This window comes from Halomonas campaniensis (assembly GCF_014193375.1).
Lineage (GTDB): Bacteria > Pseudomonadota > Gammaproteobacteria > Pseudomonadales > Halomonadaceae > Halomonas > Halomonas campaniensis.
The window spans coordinates 18,131-41,908 of sequence record NZ_JACHZF010000026.1 but is presented as its reverse complement, the minus strand read 5'-3'; the positions used below and the strand labels follow the sequence as shown (position 1 = coordinate 41,908).

Annotated in this window: 20 protein-coding genes; 8 read left to right on the top strand and 12 right to left on the bottom strand. The window is 71.3% G+C overall.

From position 1 onward, the window contains the following. The first annotated feature begins 60 nt into the window (after positions 1-60). Positions 61-1,518, top strand: a complete 1,458-nt coding sequence (locus tag BDK63_RS15505) for an NAD-dependent succinate-semialdehyde dehydrogenase (RefSeq protein ID WP_183333574.1) — start codon at positions 61-63, stop codon at positions 1,516-1,518. A 247-nt stretch (positions 1,519-1,765) separates the two neighbouring features. Here the strand turns inward: BDK63_RS15505 and purH are convergent, their stop codons facing one another. From purH to dsbD, 7 genes are all read right to left on the bottom strand, one after another. Then, positions 1,766-3,346, bottom strand: coding sequence for a bifunctional phosphoribosylaminoimidazolecarboxamide formyltransferase/IMP cyclohydrolase (gene purH / locus BDK63_RS15500; protein ID WP_183333572.1), 1,581 nt, complete (start codon positions 3,344-3,346; stop codon positions 1,766-1,768). Positions 3,347-3,453: 107 nt separating this feature from the next. Further along, positions 3,454-3,780, bottom strand: coding sequence for a DNA-binding transcriptional regulator Fis (fis, locus tag BDK63_RS15495; RefSeq protein WP_183333570.1), 327 nt, complete (start codon positions 3,778-3,780; stop codon positions 3,454-3,456). Beyond that, a complete protein-coding gene (gene dusB / locus BDK63_RS15490; RefSeq protein WP_183333568.1) occupies positions 3,777-4,835 on the bottom strand; it encodes a tRNA dihydrouridine synthase DusB in 1,059 nt (352 codons plus the stop codon). The genes fis and dusB overlap by 4 nt, the downstream gene beginning before the upstream one ends. Before the next feature lie 128 nt (positions 4,836-4,963). Continuing rightward, complete coding sequence (gene prmA, locus BDK63_RS15485; protein WP_183333566.1) at positions 4,964-5,878, bottom strand: 50S ribosomal protein L11 methyltransferase; 915 nt, start codon at positions 5,876-5,878, stop codon at positions 4,964-4,966. A 238-nt stretch (positions 5,879-6,116) separates the two neighbouring features. Further along, on the bottom strand, positions 6,117-7,460 hold the full coding sequence (accC, locus tag BDK63_RS15480; protein WP_183333564.1) for an acetyl-CoA carboxylase biotin carboxylase subunit: 1,344 nt from the start codon (positions 7,458-7,460) through the stop codon (positions 6,117-6,119). A gap of 43 nt (positions 7,461-7,503) precedes the next feature. Continuing rightward, a complete protein-coding gene (gene accB / locus BDK63_RS15475) occupies positions 7,504-7,968 on the bottom strand; it encodes an acetyl-CoA carboxylase biotin carboxyl carrier protein (RefSeq protein ID WP_183333562.1) in 465 nt (154 codons plus the stop codon). 242 nt (positions 7,969-8,210) lie between these two features. After that, positions 8,211-10,058, bottom strand: a complete 1,848-nt coding sequence (gene dsbD, locus BDK63_RS15470; RefSeq protein ID WP_183333560.1) for a protein-disulfide reductase DsbD — start codon at positions 10,056-10,058, stop codon at positions 8,211-8,213. A 220-nt stretch (positions 10,059-10,278) separates the two neighbouring features. On the opposite strand from dsbD, the gene BDK63_RS15465 reads away from it, so the two are divergent. Beyond that, positions 10,279-11,457: a DUF2333 family protein gene (locus BDK63_RS15465; RefSeq protein WP_221202650.1), complete on the top strand. Its 1,179-nt coding sequence runs from the start codon at positions 10,279-10,281 to the stop codon at positions 11,455-11,457. Between the two features lie 82 nt (positions 11,458-11,539). Here BDK63_RS15465 and ppa read toward each other — a convergent pair whose 3' ends face one another. Then, complete coding sequence (gene ppa, locus BDK63_RS15460; protein WP_183333557.1) at positions 11,540-12,070, bottom strand: inorganic diphosphatase; 531 nt, start codon at positions 12,068-12,070, stop codon at positions 11,540-11,542. 251 nt (positions 12,071-12,321) lie between these two features. Here ppa and BDK63_RS15455 point away from each other — a divergent pair, with 251 nt between their 5' ends. Further along, positions 12,322-14,043 carry a bifunctional protein-serine/threonine kinase/phosphatase gene (locus tag BDK63_RS15455; RefSeq protein WP_183333555.1) on the top strand — a complete coding sequence of 574 codons (1,722 nt, stop codon included), beginning with the start codon at positions 12,322-12,324 and terminating at the stop codon, positions 14,041-14,043. A 158-nt stretch (positions 14,044-14,201) separates the two neighbouring features. Here the strand turns inward: BDK63_RS15455 and BDK63_RS15450 are convergent, their stop codons facing one another. Next, complete coding sequence (locus tag BDK63_RS15450) at positions 14,202-15,461, bottom strand: 6-phosphofructokinase (protein ID WP_183333553.1); 1,260 nt, start codon at positions 15,459-15,461, stop codon at positions 14,202-14,204. 225 nt (positions 15,462-15,686) lie between these two features. Here BDK63_RS15450 and mpl point away from each other — a divergent pair, with 225 nt between their 5' ends. Genes mpl through BDK63_RS15435 form a run of 3 tightly spaced genes read left to right on the top strand, consistent with a single transcriptional unit; the run spans position 15,687 to position 18,380 of the window. Further along, complete coding sequence (gene mpl / locus BDK63_RS15445) at positions 15,687-17,078, top strand: UDP-N-acetylmuramate:L-alanyl-gamma-D-glutamyl-meso-diaminopimelate ligase (RefSeq protein WP_183333551.1); 1,392 nt, start codon at positions 15,687-15,689, stop codon at positions 17,076-17,078. Beyond that, complete coding sequence (locus BDK63_RS15440; RefSeq protein WP_183333549.1) at positions 17,071-17,700, top strand: flavin prenyltransferase UbiX; 630 nt, start codon at positions 17,071-17,073, stop codon at positions 17,698-17,700. The genes mpl and BDK63_RS15440 overlap by 8 nt, the downstream gene beginning before the upstream one ends. A gap of 56 nt (positions 17,701-17,756) precedes the next feature. Next, positions 17,757-18,380 carry a LysE family translocator gene (locus BDK63_RS15435; protein WP_183333547.1) on the top strand — a complete coding sequence of 208 codons (624 nt, stop codon included), beginning with the start codon at positions 17,757-17,759 and terminating at the stop codon, positions 18,378-18,380. Between the two features lie 12 nt (positions 18,381-18,392). On the opposite strand, the gene BDK63_RS15430 is transcribed toward BDK63_RS15435, so the two are convergent. From BDK63_RS15430 to BDK63_RS15420, 3 genes are read right to left on the bottom strand one after another with little or no spacing between them, the layout of a single operon-like run. After that, positions 18,393-19,796: a bifunctional DedA family/phosphatase PAP2 family protein gene (locus tag BDK63_RS15430; RefSeq protein WP_183333545.1), complete on the bottom strand. Its 1,404-nt coding sequence runs from the start codon at positions 19,794-19,796 to the stop codon at positions 18,393-18,395. A gap of 28 nt (positions 19,797-19,824) precedes the next feature. Beyond that, positions 19,825-20,751 carry a GGDEF domain-containing protein gene (locus tag BDK63_RS15425; RefSeq protein ID WP_183333543.1) on the bottom strand — a complete coding sequence of 309 codons (927 nt, stop codon included), beginning with the start codon at positions 20,749-20,751 and terminating at the stop codon, positions 19,825-19,827. Then, complete coding sequence (locus BDK63_RS15420; RefSeq protein WP_183333541.1) at positions 20,744-21,613, bottom strand: hypothetical protein; 870 nt, start codon at positions 21,611-21,613, stop codon at positions 20,744-20,746. Before BDK63_RS15420 ends, BDK63_RS15425 begins: the two co-directional genes overlap by 8 nt. 106 nt (positions 21,614-21,719) lie before the next feature. Between BDK63_RS15420 and BDK63_RS15415 the strand changes: the two genes are divergently transcribed. Together BDK63_RS15415 and nadD are read left to right on the top strand one after the other, a co-directional pair. Beyond that, positions 21,720-23,030: a glutamate-5-semialdehyde dehydrogenase gene (locus tag BDK63_RS15415; RefSeq protein WP_183333538.1), complete on the top strand. Its 1,311-nt coding sequence runs from the start codon at positions 21,720-21,722 to the stop codon at positions 23,028-23,030. A gap of 62 nt (positions 23,031-23,092) precedes the next feature. Beyond that, positions 23,093-23,719: a nicotinate-nucleotide adenylyltransferase gene (nadD, locus tag BDK63_RS15410; protein ID WP_183333597.1), complete on the top strand. Its 627-nt coding sequence runs from the start codon at positions 23,093-23,095 to the stop codon at positions 23,717-23,719. The last annotated feature ends 59 nt before the right edge of the window (positions 23,720-23,778 follow it).

Genomic DNA, 23,778 nt, shown 5'->3' with positions numbered 1-23,778 from the left:
CCGCCACGCTCTTGCTTGCCTATCCCCATAACAACACCGCATTGCGGTCAGGAGACCCTCATGGAAGCCCTCAAGGAAACGCAGCTCTACTGTCCCTTCGCCTACATCGACGGCAGCTGGGTCGCCGCCGACAGCGGCGAGCAGATCAAGGTCGTCAACCCGGCCACCGGTGAGCCCATGGGCGACGTGCCGCGCCTGGGCCGCGCCGAAAGCGAGCGCGCCATCGAGGCCGCCCACGCGGCCCTGCCGGCCTGGAAGGCGCTGACTGCCCAGGAGCGCGCCGACATCCTGATGAAGTGGCACGACCTGATGCTCGAACACCAGGACGACCTGGCGATGATCATGACCTTCGAGCAGGGCAAGCCGCTCAAGGAGGCCGCCGGCGAGATCGCCTACGCGGCGAGCTTCCTGCGCTGGTTCGCCGAGGAGGCGCGGCGCGTCTACGGCGAGACCATTCCCCCCGCCAAGGCCAACCAGCGCATCGTGGTCACCAAGCAGCCGGTGGGCGTGGTCGGCGCCATCACCCCGTGGAACTTCCCGGCGGCGATGATCACCCGCAAGGCGGGCGCGGCCCTGGCCGCCGGCTGCACCATCGTCTGCAAGCCGGCCAGCCAGACCCCGTTCTCGGCCACCGCGCTGGCGCTGCTGGCCGAGCGTGCCGGCGTGCCGCGCGGGGTGTTCAACGTGGTGCCGGGCCGGGCCAGCGAGATCGCCGCGGCCATGACCGAGTCGCCGCTGGTCCGCAAGATCACCTTCACCGGTTCCACCGAGGTGGGCCGCGAGCTGATGGCCAATGCCGCCCGGCACATCCAGAAGATCTCCCTGGAACTTGGCGGCAACGCGCCGTTCATCGTCTTCGAGGACGCCGACCTCGACGCCGCGGTGGAGGGCGCCATGGCCGCCAAGTTCCGCAACGCCGGCCAGACCTGCGTCTGCACCAACCGCTTCCTGGTGCAGTCCAGCGTGGTCAACGCCTTCTGCGAGAAGCTCGCCGTGGCCATGAACAGCGAGCTGAAGGTGGGCGACGGCACCCAGGCCGGCATCAACATCGGCCCGCTGATCGACGAGAACGCGGTGGCCAAGGTCAGCGAGCACGTCCAGGATGCCGTGAACCACGGCGCCGAGCTGCTGCTGGGCGGCCACCCGCACCCGCTGGGCGGCAACTTCTTCTCGCCGACCCTGGTCAGCTTCGCCAACGCCAGCATGAAGGTGGCCCACGAGGAGACCTTCGGTCCGCTGGCCGCGGTGTTCCCCTTCGATGACGAGGAGAGCGCGGTGGAGATGGCCAACGACACCGAGTACGGCCTCGCCGCCTACTTCTACTCCCGCGACCTGGGCCGCGTGTGGCGCGTCGCCGACGCCCTGGAGTACGGCATGGTGGGCATCAACACCGGCCTGATCTCCAACGCCGCCGCCCCCTTCGGCGGGGTCAAGGCGTCCGGCCTCGGCCGCGAGGGCGGCCACCAGGGGCTCGAGGAGTTTCTCGAGACCAAGTACCTCTGCATCGATCTGGGCTGATAGCGCAGAGCTGATGCGGTAGGAGGGCAACTTGTTGCGCGACTGGCGCCGTCAGGCGCCCGATGGTTTGGATATGCATCGATTGACTGCCGCAGGGAGGCCTTCGGCCTCCTGTCGCCCGGCAGAGCCGGCCTCCTACATCTAGCTAGACCCCAAGGCCCACAACCGAAGAACCCCACCGCGCCCGAGGCCCGGTGGGGTTCTTGCTTGTGGCGTGCCGCTTGTGCCTTGCGGCTCGCCGCAGGCGTCAGTGGCGGAAGTGGCGCATGCCGGTAAACACCATGGCGATGCCCGCCTCGTTGGCGGCGTCGATCACCTCCTGATCGCGCATGGAGCCGCCGGGCTGGATCACCGCGGCGATGCCGGCGGCGGCGGCGGCGTCGATGCCGTCACGGAAGGGGAAGAAGGCGTCACTGGCCATCACCGAGCCGGGCACCGAGAGGCCCTCGTCGGCGGCCTTGATGCCGGCGATCTTCGCCGAGTAGACGCGGCTCATCTGGCCGGCGCCGACGCCGATGGTCTGGCCATCCTTGGCGTAGACGATGGCGTTGGACTTGACGTACTTGGCCACCTTCCAGGCGAAGGCCAGGTCGCGCATCTCCTGCTCGGTGGGCACCCGTTCGGTGACCACGGTGAGCTCGTCGCGGCCGACCATGCCCAGGTCGCGATCCTGCACCAGCAGGCCGCCGGTGACGCGCTTGAGGTCGTGGGCGTGCTGGCGCTCGCCGGGCCAGTGCTGGCCCACGTCGAGCAGGCGCACGTTCTGCTTCTCGGCGACGATCTCGGCGGCCTCGGCCGCCACCCCGGGGGCGATGATCACCTCCACGAACTGGCGGTCGATGATGGCGCGGGCGGTCTCGGCATCCAGCGGCACATTGAAGGCGATGATGCCGCCGAAGGCGCTGGTGGGGTCGGTGGCGAAGGCCTTGTCGTAGGCCTCGACGGCCGTGGCACCTACCGCCACGCCGCAGGGGTTGGCGTGCTTGACGATCACGCAGGCGGTATCGGTGAACGCCTTGACGCACTCGAAGGCGGCATCGGTGTCGGCGACGTTGTTGAAGGAGAGCGCCTTGCCGTTGAGCTGTACGGCGGTGGCCACGCTGGGCTCGCTGGCATCGGCCTCGACGTAGAAGGCGGCGCTCTGGTGCGGGTTCTCGCCGTAGCGCATGGCCTGCTTCTTCTCGAACTGCAGGTTGTAGGTGCGCGGGAAGCCGTCCTCGCCGCCGGGCACCCGCTGGCCCAGGTAGTCGGCGATGGCGGCGTCGTAGCCGGCGGTATGCTCGAAGGCCTTCACCGCCAGGTCGAAGCGGGTGGCGTCACTCACCGCACCGTCCTGGGCGGCGATCTCGCCCAGCACCCGGGCGTAGTCGCCGGCGTCCACCACGATGGTGGTGTGGGCGTGGTTCTTGGCGCAGGCGCGCACCATGGTGGGGCCGCCGATGTCGATGTTCTCGATAGCATCCGTGAGGGTGCAGTCCGGCTTCGCCACGGTCTGGGCGAAGGGGTAGAGGTTGACCACCACCATGTCGATGGGCGCTATGTCGTGCTCGGCCATCACCGCGTCGTCCTGGCCGCGGCGCCCCAGGATGCCGCCGTGGATCTTCGGGTGCAGGGTCTTGACCCGGCCGTCCATGATCTCGGGGAAGCCGGTGTGCTCGGAGACCTCGGTGACCGCGATGCCGTTCTCCTGGAGCAGGCGGAAGGTACCGCCGGTGGAGAGTAGCTCGACGCCGCGCTCGGACAGCCCGCGGGCGAAGTCGACGATGCCGGTCTTGTCGGAGACGCTGATCAGCGCGCGGCGGACCGGGGTGGGGGAGGCTTGGGCCATGGGATCACTCTCTGCTGGCATGAAGGAACGGGGCGGGGATCGGTGCCGTGCCGGGCATGGGCCGACACGCGGAAGGGAGCCCTCGGGCTCCCTTCGCTGGATTCGGGTCAGATCAGGTCATACTGCTTGAGCTTCTTGCGCAGGGTGCCGCGGTTGAGGCCGAGCATCTCGGCGGCGCGGGTCTGGTTGCCCTGGGTGTGGTCGAGGACGGCGGCGAGCAGCGGCGCCTCGACCTCGGCCATCACCATGGCGTAGAGCCCGGTGACCTCCCCGCCGTCCAGGTGGGCGAAGTAGCGGCGCATGGCGCCATCCACCGCCTCGCGCAGCGGCTGCTGCCCGGACGTGCCCGCCAGGGGACGCTCCTGGCCCTCGCCGGCCAGGTCGCGACGGCTGCCCGACAGGTCGGGATGCTGGGGGAAGGCTTGGCTGGTCATGCGGCTCGGGTTCCTTTCGACGTCACGCGGGCCGCCACGGGCTCGGTGGCCTCGGCGGGGGCATGACGAAACAGTTCGTCAATGAAGCGCTGCTGGGCGTTCGGGCATTCCAGGCCGTTGAAGGTGCCCCTGAGGGCACGCCTGGCGGCCTCGTCCAGGCGGCCGTCGCCGGCCAGGTACCAGCCGACGTGCTTGCGCGCGATGCGCACGCCCATGTGCTCGCCATAGAAATCGTGCAGGGCCGCGAGATGGGCGCGCAGCACGGCGGCGCGCTCCTCGTCGGCCGGGGGAGCGAGGGGCTCCCCGTGGCGCAGGTAGTGGTCGATCTCGCGGAAGATCCAGGGGTTGCCCTGGGCGCCGCGGCCGACCATCACCGCATCCGCCCCAGTATAGTCGAGGACGCGGGCGGCCTTCTCGGCAGAATCGATATCGCCGTTGGCGAACACCGGAATCGACACCGCGGCCTTGATGGCGGCGATGGTGTCGTACTCGGCGTGGCCGGTGTAGCGCTGCTGGCGGTGGCGGCCATGGACCGCCAGCGCCTGGATGCCGGCGGCTTCGGCCAGCCGTGCCACGCGCACCCCGTTGTTGCTGTCGGCACACCAGCCGGTGCGGATCTTCAGGGTCACCGGCACCTTTACCGCGGCCACCACCGCCTCGAGGATCTCGGCCACCAGCGCCTCGTCGCGCAGCAGGGCGGAGCCGGCGGCCTTGTTGCACACCTTCTTGGCGGGACAGCCCATGTTGATGTCGATGATCTCGGCGCCCTGGGCGGCGTTGAGTCGCGCCGCCTCGGCGAGCATCTCGGCATCTCCGCCGGCGATCTGCACCGCCCGGGGGCCGGGCTCGCCGCGATGGTCCATGCGCAGCCGTGACTTGCGGGTATGCCACAGGCTGGGGTCCGAGGTGACCATCTCGCCCACCACCAGGCCCGCGCCCAGCCGCCGGCAGAGCTGGCGGAAGGGGCGATCGGTGACGCCGGCCATGGGCGCCAGGATCACCCGGTTGGGCAGTTCATGGCGACCGATCCGGGGCAGGGGACGAGAGTCGGGCATGGCGCTGTCTGGTGGCTGGAAAGGGGGCCATATCATACGCCCCCCGCGGGTCCGATTGAAGTGGCAGGACGAGGTTGCCGACGCGGCCCCCTCCCGGGGCCCGCGCTCACGTTTGCCCGCGCTCACGCTCAACTGGGCCGGCGGCCGCTGAGGCGCACCCAGCCCTCGCGCGTCACCGGCTCGTCCATGCGCAGTCTCTGGGCGCGGTAGGCCTCCAGCACCTCCTCGGCCTGGGCCTCGAGGATGCCGGAGAGTGCCAGCCGGCCGCCGGGGGCGACGTGGCCGGCGATCATCGGTGCCAGCTCCACCAGGGGGCCAGCGAGGATATTGGCCACCACGATGGGAAAGCGCTCGGCATCGTCGAGCTGCTCGGGATAGCAGACCCGGAAGGCCGCCTCGTCCACCGCGTTGCGCTCGGCGTTGTCGCGGCTCGCCTGCAGCGCCTGGGGGTCGATATCGGTGCCGGTGGCCCGTTGTGCCCCGAGCCTGAGGGCGGCGATGGCCAGTATCCCCGAGCCGCAGCCGACGTCGAGCACCGCCTGGCCGTCGAGGGCGTCGCTGATGGCGAGACCATCCAGCCAGGCCAGGCAGAGCGCCGTGGTGGGGTGGGTGCCGGTGCCGAAGGCCAGCCCCGGGTCCAGGTGCAGGTTGACGGCGCCGGGCTCCGGCGGCTCGTGCCAGCTCGGCACGATCCACAGCCGCTCGCCCATCTGCAGCGGCTGGAAGTCATCCATCCACTCGCGTTCCCAGTCGCGGTCGGCCAGCAGCTCGACCTCGATCTCGGGGCAGGGCTCCTCGGGCGTCTCGACGGCCCAGGCCTGGCGCACCCGCTCGAGCATGGCGTCGACCCCCTCGAGGTCGTCGTAGAGGCCGGTGAGCACCGTCTCGTGCCACAGCGGGGTGGTGCCGCGCTCGGGCTCGAAGACCGGGTCGTCGTGGGCGTCCTGCAGGGTGATGGCGGTGGCGCCCTCGGCGAGCAGCAGCTCCTCGAGGGTCTCGGCCTGTTCCGGGGCGATCCGGGCCTTGAGTTGCAGCCAGGGCATAAGGGTTCCCGTGGTGGCTCAGGAATGAAAAGGCCGCACGGCAGTGTCGATGCGGCCTGGAATAATGGCTTGGCTCGGCGGTGAGGGGCGCCGGGGGCAGGCTTGGAGGGGGTCCTACGCCAGGGATGGCGTCGGTAGCGCCCAGGGAGGGGTTCACAGCGCCCCCGAACAGGCCTGCCGCCGGATCAGCCCCGAGCCATGCGGCACTCCGGGCCGACCAGTATCGGCGATCCAGGGCTCAGAGCCCCAGCTTCTTCTCCAGGTAGTGGATATTGACCCCACCCTGCTGGAAGTAGCCGTCGCGGACCAGGTCCTTGTGCAGGTCGGTGTTGGTCTTGATGCCCTCCACCAGCAGCTCGTCCAGGGCCACGCGCATGCGGGTCAGCGCGGTCTCGCGGTCGGCGCCCCAGGTGATCAGCTTGCCGATCAGCGAATCGTAGTGGGGCGGCACCGTGTAGCCGGTGTAGACGTGGGAGTCCATGCGCACACCCAGGCCGCCGGGCGGGTGGTAGAGGGTCACCTTGCCGGGGGAGGGCATGAAGGTGCGGGCATCCTCGGCGTTGATGCGGCACTCGAAGGCGTGGCCGGCGAGCTTGACCTCGTCCTGGGAGATCGACAGCGGCAGGCCGGAGGCGATGCGCAGCTGCTCGCGGACGATGTCGACGCCGGTGACCATCTCGGTGACCGGGTGCTCCACCTGGACGCGGGTGTTCATCTCGATGAAGAAGAACTCGCCATCCTCGTAGAGGAACTCGAAGGTGCCGGCGCCGCGGTAGCCGATGGTGATGCAGGCCTGGCGACACGCCTCGAGCACCTCGGCGCGGGCGGTCTCGTCGATGCCCGGGGCGGGGGCCTCCTCGATCACCTTCTGGTGGCGGCGCTGCAGCGAGCAGTCGCGGTCATAGAGGTGGATGGCGTTGCCCTGGCCGTCGGCCAGCACCTGGACCTCCACGTGGCGCGGGTTCTCGAGGAACTTCTCCATGTAGACGGTGCCGTCGCCGAAGGCTGAGTGGGCCTCGGTGCGGGTCACGTTAACCGCCGAGAGCAGGTGGGCCTCGGTGTGCACCACGCGCATGCCGCGCCCGCCGCCGCCGGCAGCGGCCTTGATGATCACCGGGTAGCCGATGCGCCGGGCGATGGCGACGATCTCGCCCTCGTCATCCTCCGGCAGCGGTCCGTCGGAGCCCGGCACCGTGGGAACGCCGGCCTTCTTCATCGACTCGATGGCGCTGACCTTGTCGCCCATCAGGCGAATGGTCTCGGCGCGGGGGCCGATGAAGGTGAAGCCCGAACGCTCGACCTGCTCGGCGAAGTTGGCGTTCTCGGAGAGGAAGCCGTAGCCGGGGTGGATGGCGCTGGAGTCGGTGACCTCGGCGGCACTGATCAGCGCCGGGATGTTGAGGTAGGACTGCGCCGAGGGCGCCGGGCCGATGCACACGGCCTCGTCGGCCAGGCGCACGTGCATCAGCTCGCGGTCGGCCTTGGAGTGGACCGCCACCGTCTTGATGCCCAGCTCCTTGCAGGCGCGCAGGATACGCAGGGCGATCTCGCCGCGATTGGCGATGAGTACCTTGTCCAGCATGATGAATCCGCCAGTGTCGGGTGAATGGGGAGGACAGCGGTGATCAGGCGATCACGATCATCGGCTGGTCATATTCGACCGGCTCGCCATCCTCGACCAGGATCGCCTCGACCACGCCGTCGCGGTCGGCCTCGATCTGGTTCATCATCTTCATCGCCTCGACGATGCACACGGTATCGCCCTTCTTGACGCTGGAGCCCACCTCGATGAAGGGCTTGGAGCCCGGGGCCGGGGAGCGATAGAAGGTGCCGACCATTGGCGAGGTCACCGCCTGGCCACGGAAGGTGGGGGCGTCGTCGGCGGCCGGCTCGGCGGCAGCGGCGGGTGCCGGGGCGGCCTGGGCCTGGGGCGCCGGTGCGGCATAGCCCTGGGGCATGGCGGGCTGCCAGCTGCCGCCGTTGGGGTGACGGCTGATGCGCACCGACTCCTCGCCTTCCTGGATCTCGATTTCGCTGATGTTCGACTCTTCGAGCAGCTCGATCAGCTTCTTGACCTTGCGGATATCCATGACGTTGTCCCGATCGCTTGGGTTCGGTGGTTGGCGGTTGGCCCGGGACGCTGTCAACCCGAGCCAACTTTCAATAGATCGCGGCAAGATAGCGTCTCTTGGCGCGTCTATCGGCCTCTGAAAAGGGGTTGACGCCGGAGTTTGCCGAAAATCATGGAGGATGTCCAGCCTCGCGGAGAACGCCGTTCGAACCCCGCAGTTAAACGTGCGTTTGACGACGTTCGCGGCATCTCGGCGGGGGCTCAGCCCCGGCGACCACCCAGCCAGTCAAGCACGCCATCGAGGTGGCTGGCCAGTCCGGCGGCACGCACCTCGCCCTGGATGCGGGCATCGCGGAGCTCCTGCTGGCCGTCGAAGAACAGCAGGCTGGGGGGGCCGAAGAGGCCGAAGTGGTCCAGCAGTTCGCGGCTGATGTCGTTGGTCGCGGTGACATCGACATTGATGCGGGCGAAGGCCGACAGCGGCTCGGCCACCTGCGGGGAGGGATAGACCTGGCGCTCCATCTGCTTGCACGAGATGCACCAGTCGGCGGTGAAGTGCACGAAGGCGGGGCGGCCGTCACTGACCGAGGCCAGGGCCCGCTGGAGCCCATCGAGGCTCTCCACGGTGGTGACCTCGGCGGGTTCGGCCGTGGCCCCGCCGCCGCTGCCGAGGTGGGCCAGCGGGCGCAGCAGGTCCGTGGCGCCGCCGGCGGCGCCCAGCACCAGGGCGACGCCCCAGGCGAGCAGCAGCAGGCCGGCGGCCTGGCGCACCCGCGGCCAGCCCTGTGCCTGGTTGACGGTCATGGCGCCCAGCGCCAGGGCGCTGCCGATGGCCAGTGCGGCCCACAGCAGCAGGGCCACGCTGGCGGGCAGCAGGCGCTCGACCAGCCAGATGGCCACCCCCAGCATCAGGATGCCGAAGGCGATCTTGACGCCGTTCATCCAGGCCCCGGTGCGCGGCAGCAGGGTGGTGCCGAAGGTGCCCACCAGCAGCAGCGGCACGCCCATGCCGAGCCCGAGGGCGAGCAGGGCGGCCCCGCCCATCAGGGCGTCGCCGGTGGTGGAGATGAACACCAGGGCGCCGGCCAGGGGCGCCGAGACGCAGGGGGAGACCACCAGCACCGAGAGCGCGCCGGCCAGCGCCAGCCCGCCCGGGCCGCTGCGCTGGGCGCGGGCCTGCCAGGCATCGATGCGTCCGGAGAGCCGCGACGACATGCGCAGCTCGAAGGCGCCGAACATCGCCAGGGCGAAGAGGGCGAAGAGTACCGCGAAGGTGATCAGCACCGGGGCCGACTGCAGGCGGGCCTGCAGGTTGAGCCCGGCGCCGAACAGGCCCATCAGCACCCCCACCGCCGCGTAGGTGAGGGCCATGCCGCCCACGTAGCTGGCGGAGAGCGCGAAGGCGCGGGGCCGGGTGGGGTTCTGGCCGACGATGATCGAGGAGAGGATCGGCACCATGGGCAGCACGCAGGGCGTGAAGGTCAGGCCCAGGCCGGCGAGGAAGAACAGGCCCAGCGCCAGGGGCAGGCTGGCGTCGGCCATGAGGGCGCTGAAGCGGCCATCGTCGCTCTGGGGCGCGAGGGACGAGGAGGCGCTGTCCGTCCCCGCGGCGTCGCCTCCCGCGCTGCCGTCGCCGCCATCGGCCCGCCAGCCGGCGAAGGCGGCCGGCGCCGAGCGCTCGGCGGCCTCGAGGTCGACCCGCTCGGGCGGGTAGCAGAGGCCGGCATCGGCGCAGCCCTGGAAGGTCATCGTCACCGGCAGCACGCCGCTGGCGCCCCCCTCGATGGGTACCTCGAAGACCACGGTCTCGCGGAACACGTAGACGTCGCCGAGGAACTCGTCGCTGGTGAACTCCCCCTGGGGGATCTCGGGCTCGCCGAGGGTCGCGTCGTCGGACGCCACCGCGAACTGGTGGCGATAGAGGTAGTGCTCGGGCGTGACCTCGACCCCCACGTAGAGGGTCTCGCCGTCGTGCCAGGCGTCGGGCTGGAAGGCCTCCAGCACCGGCAGGAATTCGGAGCTGTTGGAGGAGGAGAACCACTGCGCCTGGCCGGTGAGCGGCAGCAGCATCAGGCAGAACAGCATGGCGAGGCGTCTGGCGGTCAACACGGGCATCCGTTTCCTTGGTCCATGGGCGGGTCTCGATGTCTGACCCGTCGCGTCGGTGCGCGGTTCCGCTTCGGGGGTGGCCGAGCCGGGTGACCGACGGGCGAGGGTCAGTGCTAGGATATCGCAGGAAGCGAAGGCATTTTACCGCCGCCGGGTGATGGCGCTGCGCTACATTGTCGCACTCCTTCACTCCGCTGGCCACGGACAGGGAAACATCGACATGGCTTGGATGGGCAAGGCCGGCGCCAGGCGCCGCAGGAGCAACGAGGTGCTGGAGCGTCCCCAGTACGGCTGGATCTGGAAGCCGCTGCTGACCCTGCTGGGGCTCTACCTGGTGGTCACCGTGGGGCTGGGGATCTGGTGGAGCCAGGCGCCGGCCCCCTTCGACGTGGAGCAGGCCACCCTGGAGCGGCGCGGCGAGGCTGCCCTCGAGCCCGCGGCCCGGGGCGCCGTGACCACCGCGACCCTGGCGGCCACGGTCGCCACCCTGCTCGACAAGCCGGGGGGCTACCTGCGCAACGACATCGCCCCACCGGGGCTGTGGCTCGACAACATGCCCCACTGGGAGCTGGGCGTGCTGAACCAGGCCCGCGACCTGGCCCGTGCCCTGCCGGGCATGACGGCGGGCTCCCCGGACGCCCTGGAGGTCGCCTCCGAGCGTCTGATGGGCGACGACCGCGACTGGTTCTACCCGTCTACCGAGCAGCGCCTCGAGGAGGCCGTGGAGGCCCTCGACGCCTACCTGGCCACCCTGGGCGAGCCCGACCCGGCGGGCCTGGTCGCGGGCCTGGGGCTGGCCGCCTGGCTGGCCGGCGTCGCCGAGCGCCTCGACGACCTGGGGCTGCGGCTCTCGGCGAGCGTGGGGCAGCGCGGCGCCCTGCGCGGGCTCGACGTGGATGCCGATGCATTGCCGCCGCGCACGCCCTGGCATCGGGTCGACGATATCTTCTTCGAGGCCCGCGGCACCGGCTGGGGCCTGCTGCACCTGCTGGAAGGGGTGCACCGCGACCAGGCGGACGTGCTGGCCGAGGCGGGCGCCGATGCGGCCTGGGAGCGGCTGATCGCCGAGCTGGCGATGACCCAGCGGCGGCTGTGGAGCCCGCTGGTGCTCAACGGCTCGGGCTTCGGCCCGTTCGCCAACCACTCCCTGGTGATGGCCCACCACGTGATCCGCGCCCGTGACGCGGCCTCGGCGCTGGCCGAGCGGCTGGAGGCGCTGCCGTCGCCACCCGCCGCTCCCGACGAGGCGCCGCCGGCGCCGGTCGAGCCGCCGGTGGTGGAGGTGGAGCAGAGCGACGATGCGGACGTGGCGCCACCGCCCGAGGCGCTGGCCGAGCCGGACGCGGCCCCGGAGGCCCTGGCCGACGAGGTGGCGGAGGAGGCCGCCACGACCGAGTGACCCGCCCCCATCGAAAACGCGACGGGCCGCCCCTGGGGCGGCCCGTCGTCATTGGCTGACCCCGCCCCGTAGGGCGGCCCGGTCAGGCCTTCTCGTGGGCGGCGACCGCCTTCTCGATGGCCTTGCGGGCGGCCTCGGCGCCTTCCCAGGACTCCACCTTCACCCACTTGCCCTTCTCGAGATCCTTGTAGTTCTCGAAGAAGTGGGCGATCTGCTGGCGAAGCAGCTCGGGCAGGTCGGTGACCTCCTGGACGTCATCGTAGAGGCTGGAGAGCTTGGAGTGGGGCACGCAGACCAGCTTGGCGTCCTCGCCGGCCTCGTCGGTCATGTTGAGGATACCGACCGGGCGGGCGCGGATGATGCTGCCGGGGGCCACCGGGTAGGGGGTGACCACCAGGGCGTCCAGCGCATCGCCATCGTCGGCCAGGGTGTGCGGGATGAAGCCGTAGTTGGCCGGGTAGAACATCGGGGTGGCCATGAAACGGTCGACCAGCAGCGCCCCCATGTCCTTGTCGATCTCGTACTTGATCGGGGCGTGGTTGGCCGGGATCTCGATCGCCACGTAGACGTCGTTGGGGAGGTCCTTGCCGGCGGGGATGTTGTCGAAGTTCATCGTCGCTTCCTTGGGTTGGCAAAAAGTCAGGCCTGGCGAATCGGATTGCCGAAAAAATCCGCCGAATTATACGGAGCCGCCGAGGGGATTACCAATGCGACATAGGTGCCGAGGGGCGTCGGCCGCCTCTGCGTCTTTCGTTGACACCCCGGCATCGCGCCACGAGTGTATCATGGGCCGCCACGGGAACGGTCGGCGCCCGCAGGCCGGGGGCGTGGCGATCGTCGAGGCTTCGGATCGAGGAGAACGACTTGGCATCTGCGCAGCTTTCATTGAGTTACGGTCAGGCCTTCGTGGCCCCGGATCGGCGCCACCACCGCAGTTCCATGTCGGTGCGCTTTCCGGAGCCGGCGCTGCTCAATGCCAAGGGCGCCAGCGCCCTGATCAGTGACTCCACCTCGCGCAACGCCATCGCCAAGCAGGCCGGCGACCTCAGCGTGCGGGGCTTCCTGGCCGACTACTACTCGACCCCCGACCACTGGGACGTCAAGACCTCGGCCACCCGGGTGCTGCGCGCCCTCAACGGCTGGTGCTACAGCCAGAGCCAGTTCGTGGCCGAGGGCAGCTTCGTCTCGTCGCTCTCCGCCATGGTCTATCGCTGCCGCGAGGCCCACCTCTTCCACCTGGGCGATACCCTGGTGTTTCGCCTGCGCGGCGCCGAGTTCGAGCAGCTGACCCGCGACCACGTCACGGACCTGGGCGGCTACCGCTACCCCTCCCGGGCGCTGGGCATGGACGTCAGCATCGACATCGACTACGTGCAGGTGCCGCTCAAGCAGGGCGACATCTTCCTGTTCACCACGCAGGCGGTGCTCGGCACCCTGATGCCGTCGGAGTACGTGCAGCTGATCCGCCAGGATGCCAGCGACCTCAACGCCGCCTGCGACCGCCTGGCCGAGGCGGCGGTGCAGCGCGCCCAGTCCCGCGGCTACGGCGCCGAGCAGTTCTGCTTCCAGCTGGTGCGCATCGACGAGCTGCCCGACGAGCAGCCCGACATGCCGGGACGCCCCTACGGCGACCTGCCGATCCCGCCCGAGCTCTCGCCGGGGGATCGCCTGGATGGTCTCGAGGTGCAGGCGGTGCTGTCGCGCACCGCCCAGTCGCGGGTCTACCGGGTCCGCGATGCCCATACCGAGCGCGAGATGGTGATGAAGGCGCCGAGCCCGGAGCTCTCCACCCGCAACGCCTACCTGGAGCACTTCCTGCTGCAGCAGTGGGTGGTGGAGCGGGTCAAGTCGCCCTTCGTGGTGCGCATCATGGAGCCGTCACGGCCGCGCCGCTATCTCTACTACCTGATGGCCTACGTCGAGGGGGAGACCCTGGCCGAGTGGGCGCGGCGGCATCCCCAGGCCAGCCTGGTGCAGCGGCTGGACATCGCCAACCAGCTCGGCAAGGCGGTCCAGGCGCTGCACCACCGCGACCTGCTCCACCAGCAGATCCATCCCGGCAACGTGCTGATCGACCGCCACGGCCAGGTGGTGCTGACCGACTTCAGCGCCTGCCGGATGCGCGACGGCAGCAACCACAAGGCCGCCCGGGAGCTCGCCCGGCAGGTGGGACTCACCGAGCACAGCGCGCCGGAGTATGCCCTGGACGACGAGATCGGCCGGCGCAGCGACCAGTACTCCCTGGCGTCCACCGTCTACTGGCTGCTGACCGGGGAGCTGCCCTACGAGCTGACCCCCAACCGGCTGCGCAGCCATACCGACCTGGAGCAGCTGGTCTACCGCAGTGCGCGGACCCGCAACCCGGAGGTGACCCCGGCGATGGACGAGGCCCTGCGCCGCGCCCTGGATCCCCAGCGTTCGCTGCGCTTCCGGCGCATGTCGGAATTCCGCCATGCCCTGCGCCAGCCGGCCGGCGCCGCACGCGGCGACGCGCAGGGTGGCCGGCGGCGTGACACGGCCCACTTCTGGCAGGGGGTGGCGGGCATCCTGCTGCTGCTGCTGGTGCTCTCCTGGTTATTGAGATAGGGCAGCGCCCAGCTGCGAGCGCCTAGCGCCAAGCTGCTTGGTGACGGGCGACAGGTGTTCAGGAAGAAAGTGAGAAGCCCCGTCGGATCGAGAATCCAGCGGGGCTTCTTGTAGACGTCTACTGTGCGGCGAATACCATCCTGCTCGGCGCTCGGCGCCTAGATCTTGAACTCCGGCAGCTTGCGCTCGACCCGGGCCAGCTTGAGGTGCGCCACCTTGGGCAGGCCGTTCTCGAAGGGCGGGAAGTCCTCGCCCTGGATCAGCGGCGAGAGGTACTGGCGGCAGGCCTCGGTGATGCCGAAGCCATCCTCGCGGATGTACTCGCGGGGCATGAACTTCTCGCGGTTGGCGACCTCGGCCAGCGGGGCCGGCTCGATGGTCCAGCTGTAGGGATTGTCGGAGACCCGCTTGATCGCCGGCATCATGGAGTTCTTGCCCTCGATGGCCAGCTCCACGGCCTTCTCGCCCACGGCGTAGGCCTGCTCCACGTCGGTCCGGGACGCCAGGTGGCGGGCGGCCCGCTGCAGGTAGTCGGCCACGGCCCAGTGGTACTTGTAGCCCAGGTCCTGCTTGACCATGCCGGCCAGGGTCGGGGCCACGCCGCCCAGCTGGCGGTGGCCGAAGGCATCGGTGTTGCCGGAGTCGGCCAGGAAGGTGCCGTCCTCGTAGCGGGCGCCCTCGGAGACCACGATCACGCAGTAGCCGTAGTTCTTGACCGCCTCATCGACCCGCGCCATCACCGCCTCGCGGTTGAAGGCCACCTCGGGGAAGATCACCAGGTGGGGCGGCTCGCCCTCGCCCCGGCCGGCCAGGGCGCCGGCGGCGGCGATCCAGCCGGCGTGGCGGCCCATCACCTCGAGCACGAACACCTTGGTGGAGGTGGCGCACATGGAGGCGATGTCCAGGGAGGCCTCCAGGGTGGAGGTGGCGATGTACTTGGCCACGCTGCCGAAGCCCGGGGAGTTGTCGGTGATCGGCAGGTCGTTGTCCACGGTCTTGGGCACGTGGATGGCGGTCAGCGGGTAGCCGAGCTTCTCGGAGAGCTGCGAGACCTTGAGGCAGGTGTCGGCGCTGTCGCCGCCGCCGTTGTAGAAGAAGTAGCGGATATCGTGGGCGCGGAACACCTCGATCAGCCGCTCGTACTGGGCGCGGTGGGACTCGATGTCCTTGAGCTTGTAGCGGCAGGAGCCGAAGGCACCGCCCGGCGTGTGGCGCAGCGCGGCGATGGCCTCGTCGGATTCCTGGCTGACGTCGATCAGGTCCTCGGTGAGGGCGCCGATGATGCCGTTGTGGCCGGCATAGACCTTGCCGATCTGGTCCGGGTGGCGGCGGCAGGCCTCGATCACGCCGCAGGCGCTGGCATTGATCACGGCGGTGACGCCGCCGGACTGGGCGTAGAAGGCATTGTGCTTGGCCATGGGGCTTTCCTGCTCCTGGTCGCGTCTGGTCGGGGGATGGGGGGACGAAAGTCGTGGGATTCTAGCCGAAAGCGCCTGGGGCTGCATCTGCGCGGGCCGCCGGCCCAAGCCTCCCTGTGGCCGGGCAGCGACGCCGCCGGCTGGAGCGCCGCGGTGGCGCCATGCTAGTCTCGCCACACCCCGCAGCCGCGCCCCGCGGCGTCACGACGCAGTCGGAGAGACTCCATGCACCTTCATATCCTCGGCATCTGCGGCACCTTCATGGGCAGCCTGGCGCTGCTGGCCCGCGAGCTGGGCCACACGGTCAGCGGCTCGGATGCCAATGTCTATCCGCCCATGAGCACCCAGCTCGAGGAGGCCGGCATCAGCCTGTGCGAGGGGTACTCGGCGGACAACCTCGTGCCGCGCCCGGACCGGGTGGTGATCGGCAATGCGCTGTCGCGGGGCAACCCCGAGGTGGAGGCGGTGCTGGACCTGGGGCTGCCCTACGTCTCCGGCCCCCAGTGGCTGGCCGAGGCGGTGCTTCCCGGGCGGCGGGTGATCGCCGTGGCCGGCACCCACGGCAAGACCACCACGGCCAGCATGACCGCCTGGCTGCTGGAGTCGGCGGGACTCTCGCCGGGCTTCCTGATCGGCGGGGTGCCGCGCAACTTCGGCGTCTCGGCGCGCCTCGGCGCCCACGACGCCCCCTTCGTGGTGGAGGCCGACGAGTACGACACCGCCTTCTTCGACAAGCGCTCCAAGTTCGTGCACTACCGCCCCGAGATCGCGGTGCTGGGCAACCTCGAGTTCGACCACGCCGACATCTTCGATGACCTGGCCGCCATCGAGCGGCAGTTTCACCACCTGGTGCGCACCGTGCCCGGCCGGGGGCGGCTGCTGGTGGCCGACGGCGAGCCGGCCCTCGACCGGGTGCTGGCCATGGGGGCCTGGACACCGGTGGCGCGCTTCGGCAGCGCCGCGGAGAGCCCCTGGCGGCTCGAGCTCGAGCGCGACGACGCCTCGCGCTTCCGGGTGATCCATCAGGAGGGTGAGGGCGCGGGGAGCGTCGACGAGGATGCCGTGGTCGACTGGCCGCTGACCGGTGCCTACAACGCCCGTAACGGCCTGGCGGCCCTGGCCGCCGCCCACGCCTGCGGGGTCGACCTGGCCCGCGGCGCGGCGGCCCTGGCCCGCTTCGAGACCCCGCGTCGCCGCCAGGAGCTGCGCGGCGAGGTGGCCGGCATCCAGGTGATCGACGACTTCGCCCACCACCCCACGGCCATCGCCGCCACCCTGGAGGGGCTGCGTGCCGCCACCGCCCGCGGGCGGCTGCTGGCGGTGATCGAGCCGCGCTCCAACACCATGCGCCTGGGTACCCTGCGCGACCGGCTGGCCGCGAGCGTGGCCGCCGCGGACGCGGCCTTCTGGTACCAGCCGCCGGGGCTGGACTGGTCGCTGGCGCCGCTGCTGGAGGCGAGCCCGGTGCCGGCGCGTCTCGAGCAGGACCTCGAGGCCCTGGTGGCCGCGCTGGTCGAGGAGGCGCGGCCCCTCGACCGCATCGTGGTGATGTCCAACGGCGGCTTCGGCGGCATCCACGACAAGCTGATCGCCGCCCTGGAGGTGGCCCATGGCTGAGGTACGGCAGGCGGCGCGCTTCCATCCCCCGGTGACTGTGGCGCTGACCGGGGCCTCCGGTGCCCAGTACGGCCTGCGGCTGATCGAGGCGCTGGTGGCGGCGGGCCATGAGGTCTGGGTGATGATCTCCAAGGCGGCCCACCTGGTGATCGCCACCGAGACCGACGTCGCGCTGCCGGCCCGGCCCGAACGGCTCGCCGAGGCGCTCATCCGGCGCAGCGGCGCCCGCCCCGGCCAGGTCCGCTGCTTCGGCCGCGAGGACTGGATGGCGCCGGTGGCCTCCGGCTCCGGGGCGCCATCCTCCATGGTGATCTGCCCCTGCTCCACCGGGACCCTCTCCGCGGTGGCCACGGGGGCCAGCAACAACCTGATCGAGCGCGCCGCCGACGTGGCCCTCAAGGAGCGCCGCCGGCTGATCCTGGTGCCCCGCGAGACCCCCTTCTCGGCGATCCACCTGGAGCACATGCTGGCGCTGACGCGCATGGGGGCGGTGATCCTGCCCGCCGCGCCGGGCTTCTACCACCAGCCGCGCTCGGTCGAGGACCTGGTCGACTTCATCGTGGCGCGCATCCTCAACCAGCTGGGCATCGAGCACCGGCTCATGCCGCGCTGGGGGGAGTGAGCCCCGGGCTTCCTGCCGTTCCACCCTGCCGATGACTCACGGATGAGGCCGTGCCGATGATCAAGCTGTCCCTGCTGTCGGTGTTCGTGCCGACCTTCCTGTTCGTGTCGCTGACCCCGGGCATGTGCATGACCCTCTCCATGGTGCTGGGCATGACCCAGGGCGTTCGGCGCACCCTGTGGATGATGGCCGGCGAGCTGGTCGGGGTGGGGCTGGTGGCCGCCGCCGCGGGGGCCGGGGTGGCCACCCTGATGCTGCGCCAGCCGGAGCTGTTCGCGCTCTTCAAGTGGGTCGGTGGCGGCTACCTGGGCTATCTCGGCGTGATGATGTGGCGCTCCCGGGGGCGCATGGCGATTCCCCTGGAGCGGGTCGAGCTGGCCCCGGCCGGCCGCGGCCAGCTGGCCCTGCAGGGCTTCGTCACGGCGGTGGCCAACCCCAAGGGCTGGGCCTTCTTCGTCGCGCTGCTGCCCCCCTTCCTCGAGGCCTCGCGGCCCCTCGCCGGCCAGCTGGGGGTGCTGATCACGATCATCCTGGCCATCGAGTTTCTCTGCCTGCTGCTCTACGCCGCCGGCGGGCGCGGCCTGCGCCGGGTGCTGGGCGAGGACGGCAACGTGCGCCTGCTCAACCGCATCGCCGGCACCCTGATGGTCGGCGTCGGGATCTGGCTGGCCCTGGGATGATAGGTGGCGGCGCTAGACGGGCGGCAGCCAGGCGATGCGCGCGGCCACCAGCGCCAGCGAGCCGGCGGTCAGCCAGGCCCAGGGGCAGGGCGCCAGCCGGCCCCGGGGCCTGGCCTGCCAGGCGAGCTGCACCAGGGCGCAGACCACCAGGCCCAGCAGGGCGCCGCCCACCAGGTCGCTGAGCCAGTGGACCCCGATCACCAGCCGGGAGAGTGCCATGGGCACCACCAGCAGGATCCCCCCCCAGTAGACCCAGTGGCGCTGCGCGTGGGGCAGCTCCCGGGCAACGAAGGCCGCCGCCATGCCGGCCAGCACCACCATGGTCGAGGTATGGCCGCTGGGGTAGGCCAGCGAGCCGGCGAGGTACTCCGGGGTGTCGGGACGGGCGCGCCCGACCAGCACCTTGCCCAGCGTGTTCAGGGCGGCGATGCCGCCCAGGCCCGCGGCGAGATGGGCGAAGGCGGCCAGGTGGCGACGCCACAGCAGCCAGCCCGCCCAGGGCAGCACCAGCGCCAGCACGCCGAGCCGGTCGCCCGCCCGGGCCAGCGCCTCGCCGAGGTGGGTCAGCCAGGGGGTGGCCAGCGCGGCGAACAGCGCCTGCAGGCGCAGGTCCATGGGCAGCGGCCCGTGCTGGTGGATCACCAGCAGGGTCCAGCCCGAGAGGCCGCCCAGGGTGAGGACCAGCAGCAGCCAGCTGGCCAGCGGGACCTCGCCCTGGCCGCGGGCGCTCTGGGCCAGCCACAGGCGCCGCATCACCGGATGGCGCCGCGCGCCGATGGCCAGCAGCCGGTAGACGCGCCCGGTGCGGGTGACCTGCTGGCGCAGCCAGGAGAACACCACCGCCAGCGCCACCAGCAGGCCGGCCAGCGCCACCAGCCAGGCCTGCACGCCGGGCGGCACGTCCAGCAGCTGCTGCCAGGTGCGGCCCAGTAGGTAGCCCGGCAGCACGTAGGCGGGCGCCCACAGGGCCGCCGACGCCAGGTTGGCCCAGGTGAAGGCCCGGGGGGACATCCTGAGCATGCCGGCGATCATCGGCACCACCGGACGCACCGGCCCGACGAAGCGCCCGAAGAACACCGACAGGGTGCCGTAGCGCTGGAAGAAGCGCGCGCCCCGGGCCAGCCACTCCGGGTGGCGGGAGAGCGGCCACAGCCGGGTGACGCGTTCGTGCTGGGTATAGCCGAGCAGGAAGCTGGCGCCGTCGCCGATCACCGCGCCCAGGAAGGCGGCGAGGATGATGGCCGGCAGCGCCAGCTCCTGGTGGCCGGCCAGGGAGGCGGCGGCGGTGATCAGCAGCACCCCCGGCACCAGCAGCCCCACCAGGGCCAGGGACTCGACCAGGGCGATGGCGGCGATGATCAGCAGCAGCAGGGTGGGGGAGGGCGTCAGCTGGTAGAGGGCGTCGGCAAGGTTCAAGACGGGGCTCCGGTGTCGGTGTCGGGTCTCAGGCGTCGCCGAGGCGCTGGGTGCGGGCCTGCAGCCGCTGGAGGAAGTGGTCGGGCGTCTCCCCGGGCCGCAGGTGGCTGATCATCATGCGCGTCTCCACCACGCCGGTATCCAGCAGGACCGTGCGGTGCAGGGCCTCCTCGATGCGCTGGCGGACCAGCAGGGCACCGTTGTCGCTGGTGTCGGGCAGCACCAGCCAGAAGTCGGCCTCGCCCTGACGGCCGAGCAGGTCGTGGTCTCGGCTGTGCTGTTCCACGATGCGACACAGGGCGGCGAGCAGGGCCTGGCGGGCGCGCGGCCCGAACTGCTCGCCGGCCATCTCCAGCTGGGGCAGGTGGATCACCAGCACCGCCAGCCGCTGGCCCAGCAGCTCGGCGCGCTCGCACTCGCTCAGCAGCCGGGCCTCCAGCGGGGCGCGCTTGAGGGCCGAGCACTCGGCGTCGACGGGGTCGGTGGCCTGCAGCAGGGCCCGCTGATGGAGGATCTCCCAGGGAGCCAGGCCCGCCACCACGACCAGGGCGAGGTAGGCCAGTACCAGGTCGAGGCCGAGCTGGCTGTCGCCCAGCAGCAGCCAGATCGGGGTGAGGGTGACGTTGAGCAGCATCGCCGGCCCCAGCGGCAGCAGCAGCAGGGTCAGCAGCGGCGGCAGCCCCAGCCAGAGCGCCGCCTGGTCCGGCTGCTGCGGCAGCTCCACGGCGATCATCAGGTAGCCGCCGATCAGCACCAGGTAGGCCGACAGCCGGGCGGTCTCCGGCTGGCCCAGGCGCATCAGGGCGGCGGTGACCATCAGCGGGGCCAGCAGGGCCGGCAGCAGGATACGGGCGAAGTCGCCCATCAGGTAGCTCCACAGCGCCAGGCCGAGCAGCAGCAGGGCGCCCATGAGATAGATCAGGGCATGGAGCCGGGCGTGGCGGAACTCATCCATGGTCCACCTCGTGCACCACGGTCATCGGTTCGGGCTGGCGCTGCAGGGCGCGGCACTCCTCGCCCAGGGAGGCGATCCGGCCGAGCGGAACGGCGCGCAGGCGGTCGCAGGGCCCCAGCCCGTCGAGCAGCGCCCGCCGCCGCTGGACGGCCTGGGCGGGGTCACGGCTGAGCAGCAGTGCGCCGAGGGTGCGGCCGTCGAGGCGATAGCAGTGCTCGAAGCTGCGCGTCAGTTCGCAGAGGCGCTGGGCCCGGGGCCAGAGGTCCTGGCGCGAGGTGCGCAGCAGCAGCAGCTCGCAGTGCACGCCGTCGCGCTGGGCCCGGGCCCGCTCGCGGGTGAGGTCGCGGGCCAGCTGGGCCCGGGGCCACAGCCGCAGCCCGGGGATCAGGTGCAGGCGCCGCCGGGCCAGGCCGCGCAGCGGCTGCAGGTCGCGGGCGCGGGACAGCCCGAGCAGCATCATGGCCGCCAGCAGCAGCCCCGAGACCACCGCGTGCTCCAGCGGCATCGTCCGGGCCAGCCAGCTCCAGGTCAGGCCGGCCAGCAGGGCGTTGAGCGCCGCCATCCAGGCCGGCTGGGGCAGCATGATCAGCGCGGCCCAGGCCCACAGCCACAGCGGGTGGCGCTCCGGCGCGCTCCACAGCAGGGCGGCCAGCAGCACGCTCGGCAGCAGCTGCCAGGGCACCAGCGCCGGCCGGCGGTGGCTGAACTCCACCAGCGCCGCGCTGATGCCCAGCCAGCCGGCCGCCAGCCACAGCAGCAGGGCCTCGGTCAGGGTGGACGAGGCGGGGGCCATCAGGGCCGGCAGCAGGGCCGCGACCATCAGGTTGAGGCGCAGCAGGCCGACTTTGTACTTGCTCTGCATGATGGCTTACTATGACTCCCTTCCCGACATCCGCTGGTCCCGACCCCACCCAGTATAACGCCCTGGCCGCCGTCGGCGGCCACGCCCACAGGAGACACCCTTCGGCATGACAGCTCAAGTCACCCGAACCGGCGCCGAGGCCGTCGGCGCTGTCGACACCCGCGACATCGAGGCCTACATGACCCGGCTGGGGCAGGCCGCCCGCGCCGCCGCGACGGCGATGCGTCGCGCCCCGACCGCGGCCAAGAACGCCGCCCTGCTGGCCATGGCCGAGCGGCTCCAGGCGGCCCGCGCCGAGGTGCTGGCCGCCAACGAGCGTGACCTGGCCCGCGGCCGCGAGAGCGGGCTGGACGCCGCACTGCTCGACCGCCTGGCGCTCAACGAGGCGCGCCTCGACGCCATGGTCGAGGGGCTCTCCCAGGTGGCCTCGCTGCCGGACCCGGTGGGCGAGATCGACGGGCTGCGCGCGCGGCCCAGCGGCATCCAGGTGGGGCAGATGCGGGTGCCGCTCGGGGTGATCGGCATCATCTACGAGTCACGGCCCAACGTGACCCTGGAGGCGGCCAGCCTCTGCCTCAAGTCCGGCAATGCGGCGATCCTGCGCGGCGGCTCCGAGGCGCGAGAGTCCAACGCCGCCATCGCCGCCTGCATCCGCGCCGGCCTCGCCGATGCGGGCCTGCCCGAGGCCGCGGTGCAGGTGGTGGCCACCACCGACCGGGCCGCGGTCGGCCGGCTGATCGCCATGCCCGAGTATGTCGACGTGATCATCCCCCGCGGCGGCAAGTCCCTGATCGAGCGCATCGCCCGGGAGGCCCGGGTGCCGGTGATCAAGCACCTCGACGGGGTCTGCCATGTCTACGTGGACGCCACCGCGGACCTCGACAAGGCCCTGGCCATCGCGGTCAATGCCAAGACCCACCGCTACGGCACCTGCAACACCATGGAGACCCTGCTGATCGACGCCCCGGTGGCCGAGGCCCTGCTGCCGCGGCTGGCCGCCGCCTATGGCGAGCACGGCGTGGAGCTGCGCGGCTGCGAGCGTACCCGGGCGATCCTGCCCGGGTGTGCCGTGGCCACCGAGGAGGACTGGGACGCCGAGTACCTCGCGCCGGTGCTGGCGATCCGCGTGGTCGACGGCATGGACGCGGCCATCGCGCATATCGAGCGCCACGGCTCCCACCATACCGATGCCATCGTCACCGAGAGCTATGGCCTGGCGCGGCGCTTCCTGGCCGAGGTGGACTCCAGCTCGGTGATGGTCAACGCCTCCACCCGCTTCGCCGACGGCTTCGAGTACGGCCTGGGCGCCGAGATCGGCATCTCCACCGACAAGCTCCACGCCCGCGGGCCGGTGGGCCTCGAGGGGCTGACCACCCGCAAGTACGTGGTGCTCGGCGACGGCCAGGTCCGCCAGTGACCCCGCACGCCCCGGGCCTGCCGGCCCGGGTCGAGGATCCGCCCGCCGCGCCGCGCATCGCCATGCTCGGCGGGACCTTCGACCCGGTGCATCTCGGCCACCTGCGCAGCGCCGTGGAGCTCCGCGAGGCCCTGGCACTGGATCGCGTGCACATGATCCCCGCCAGCGTGCCGCCGCTGCGCGGCGAGCCGCGGGTCTCCCCGGAGACCCGCCTGACCCTGTTGCGCCTGGGCATCGGCGATACGCCGGGCCTGGTGGCGGACCCCCGTGAGCTGCACCGCGAGGGCCCCTCCTGGAGCGCCGACACCCTTGCCTCGCTGCGGGAGGAGTTCGGGGCCGAGGCGCGCCTGGTGATGGCGCTGGGCCACGATGCCTTCCTGCGCCTGGCGGAGTGGCGCGACCCCGAGCGGCTGTTTGCCCTGGCCCACCTGGTGGTGGTCGACCGCCCCGACTTCGAGGCGCCGCTGCCCGCCGAACTGGACGCCCTGATCGCCGGGCGCGAGGTCGGCGATGCCGACACGCTCATGGCGAGCCCCGCCGGCGGGCTGCTGCGCCTCAGCCTGCCCTCGCGCATGGCGATCTCCGCCACCGAGGTGCGCCGCCGCCTGGCCGAGGGCCGCAGCGTGCGCTACCTGCTGCCCGAGGCCGTGGAGCGCCACCTGCTCGACCACGGGCTCTATCGAGACTGATCATGGCCCTGCTCCCCTTCGGGACAGCCCGAGCCGAGTGGCGATGGCAGAAAGGCCGG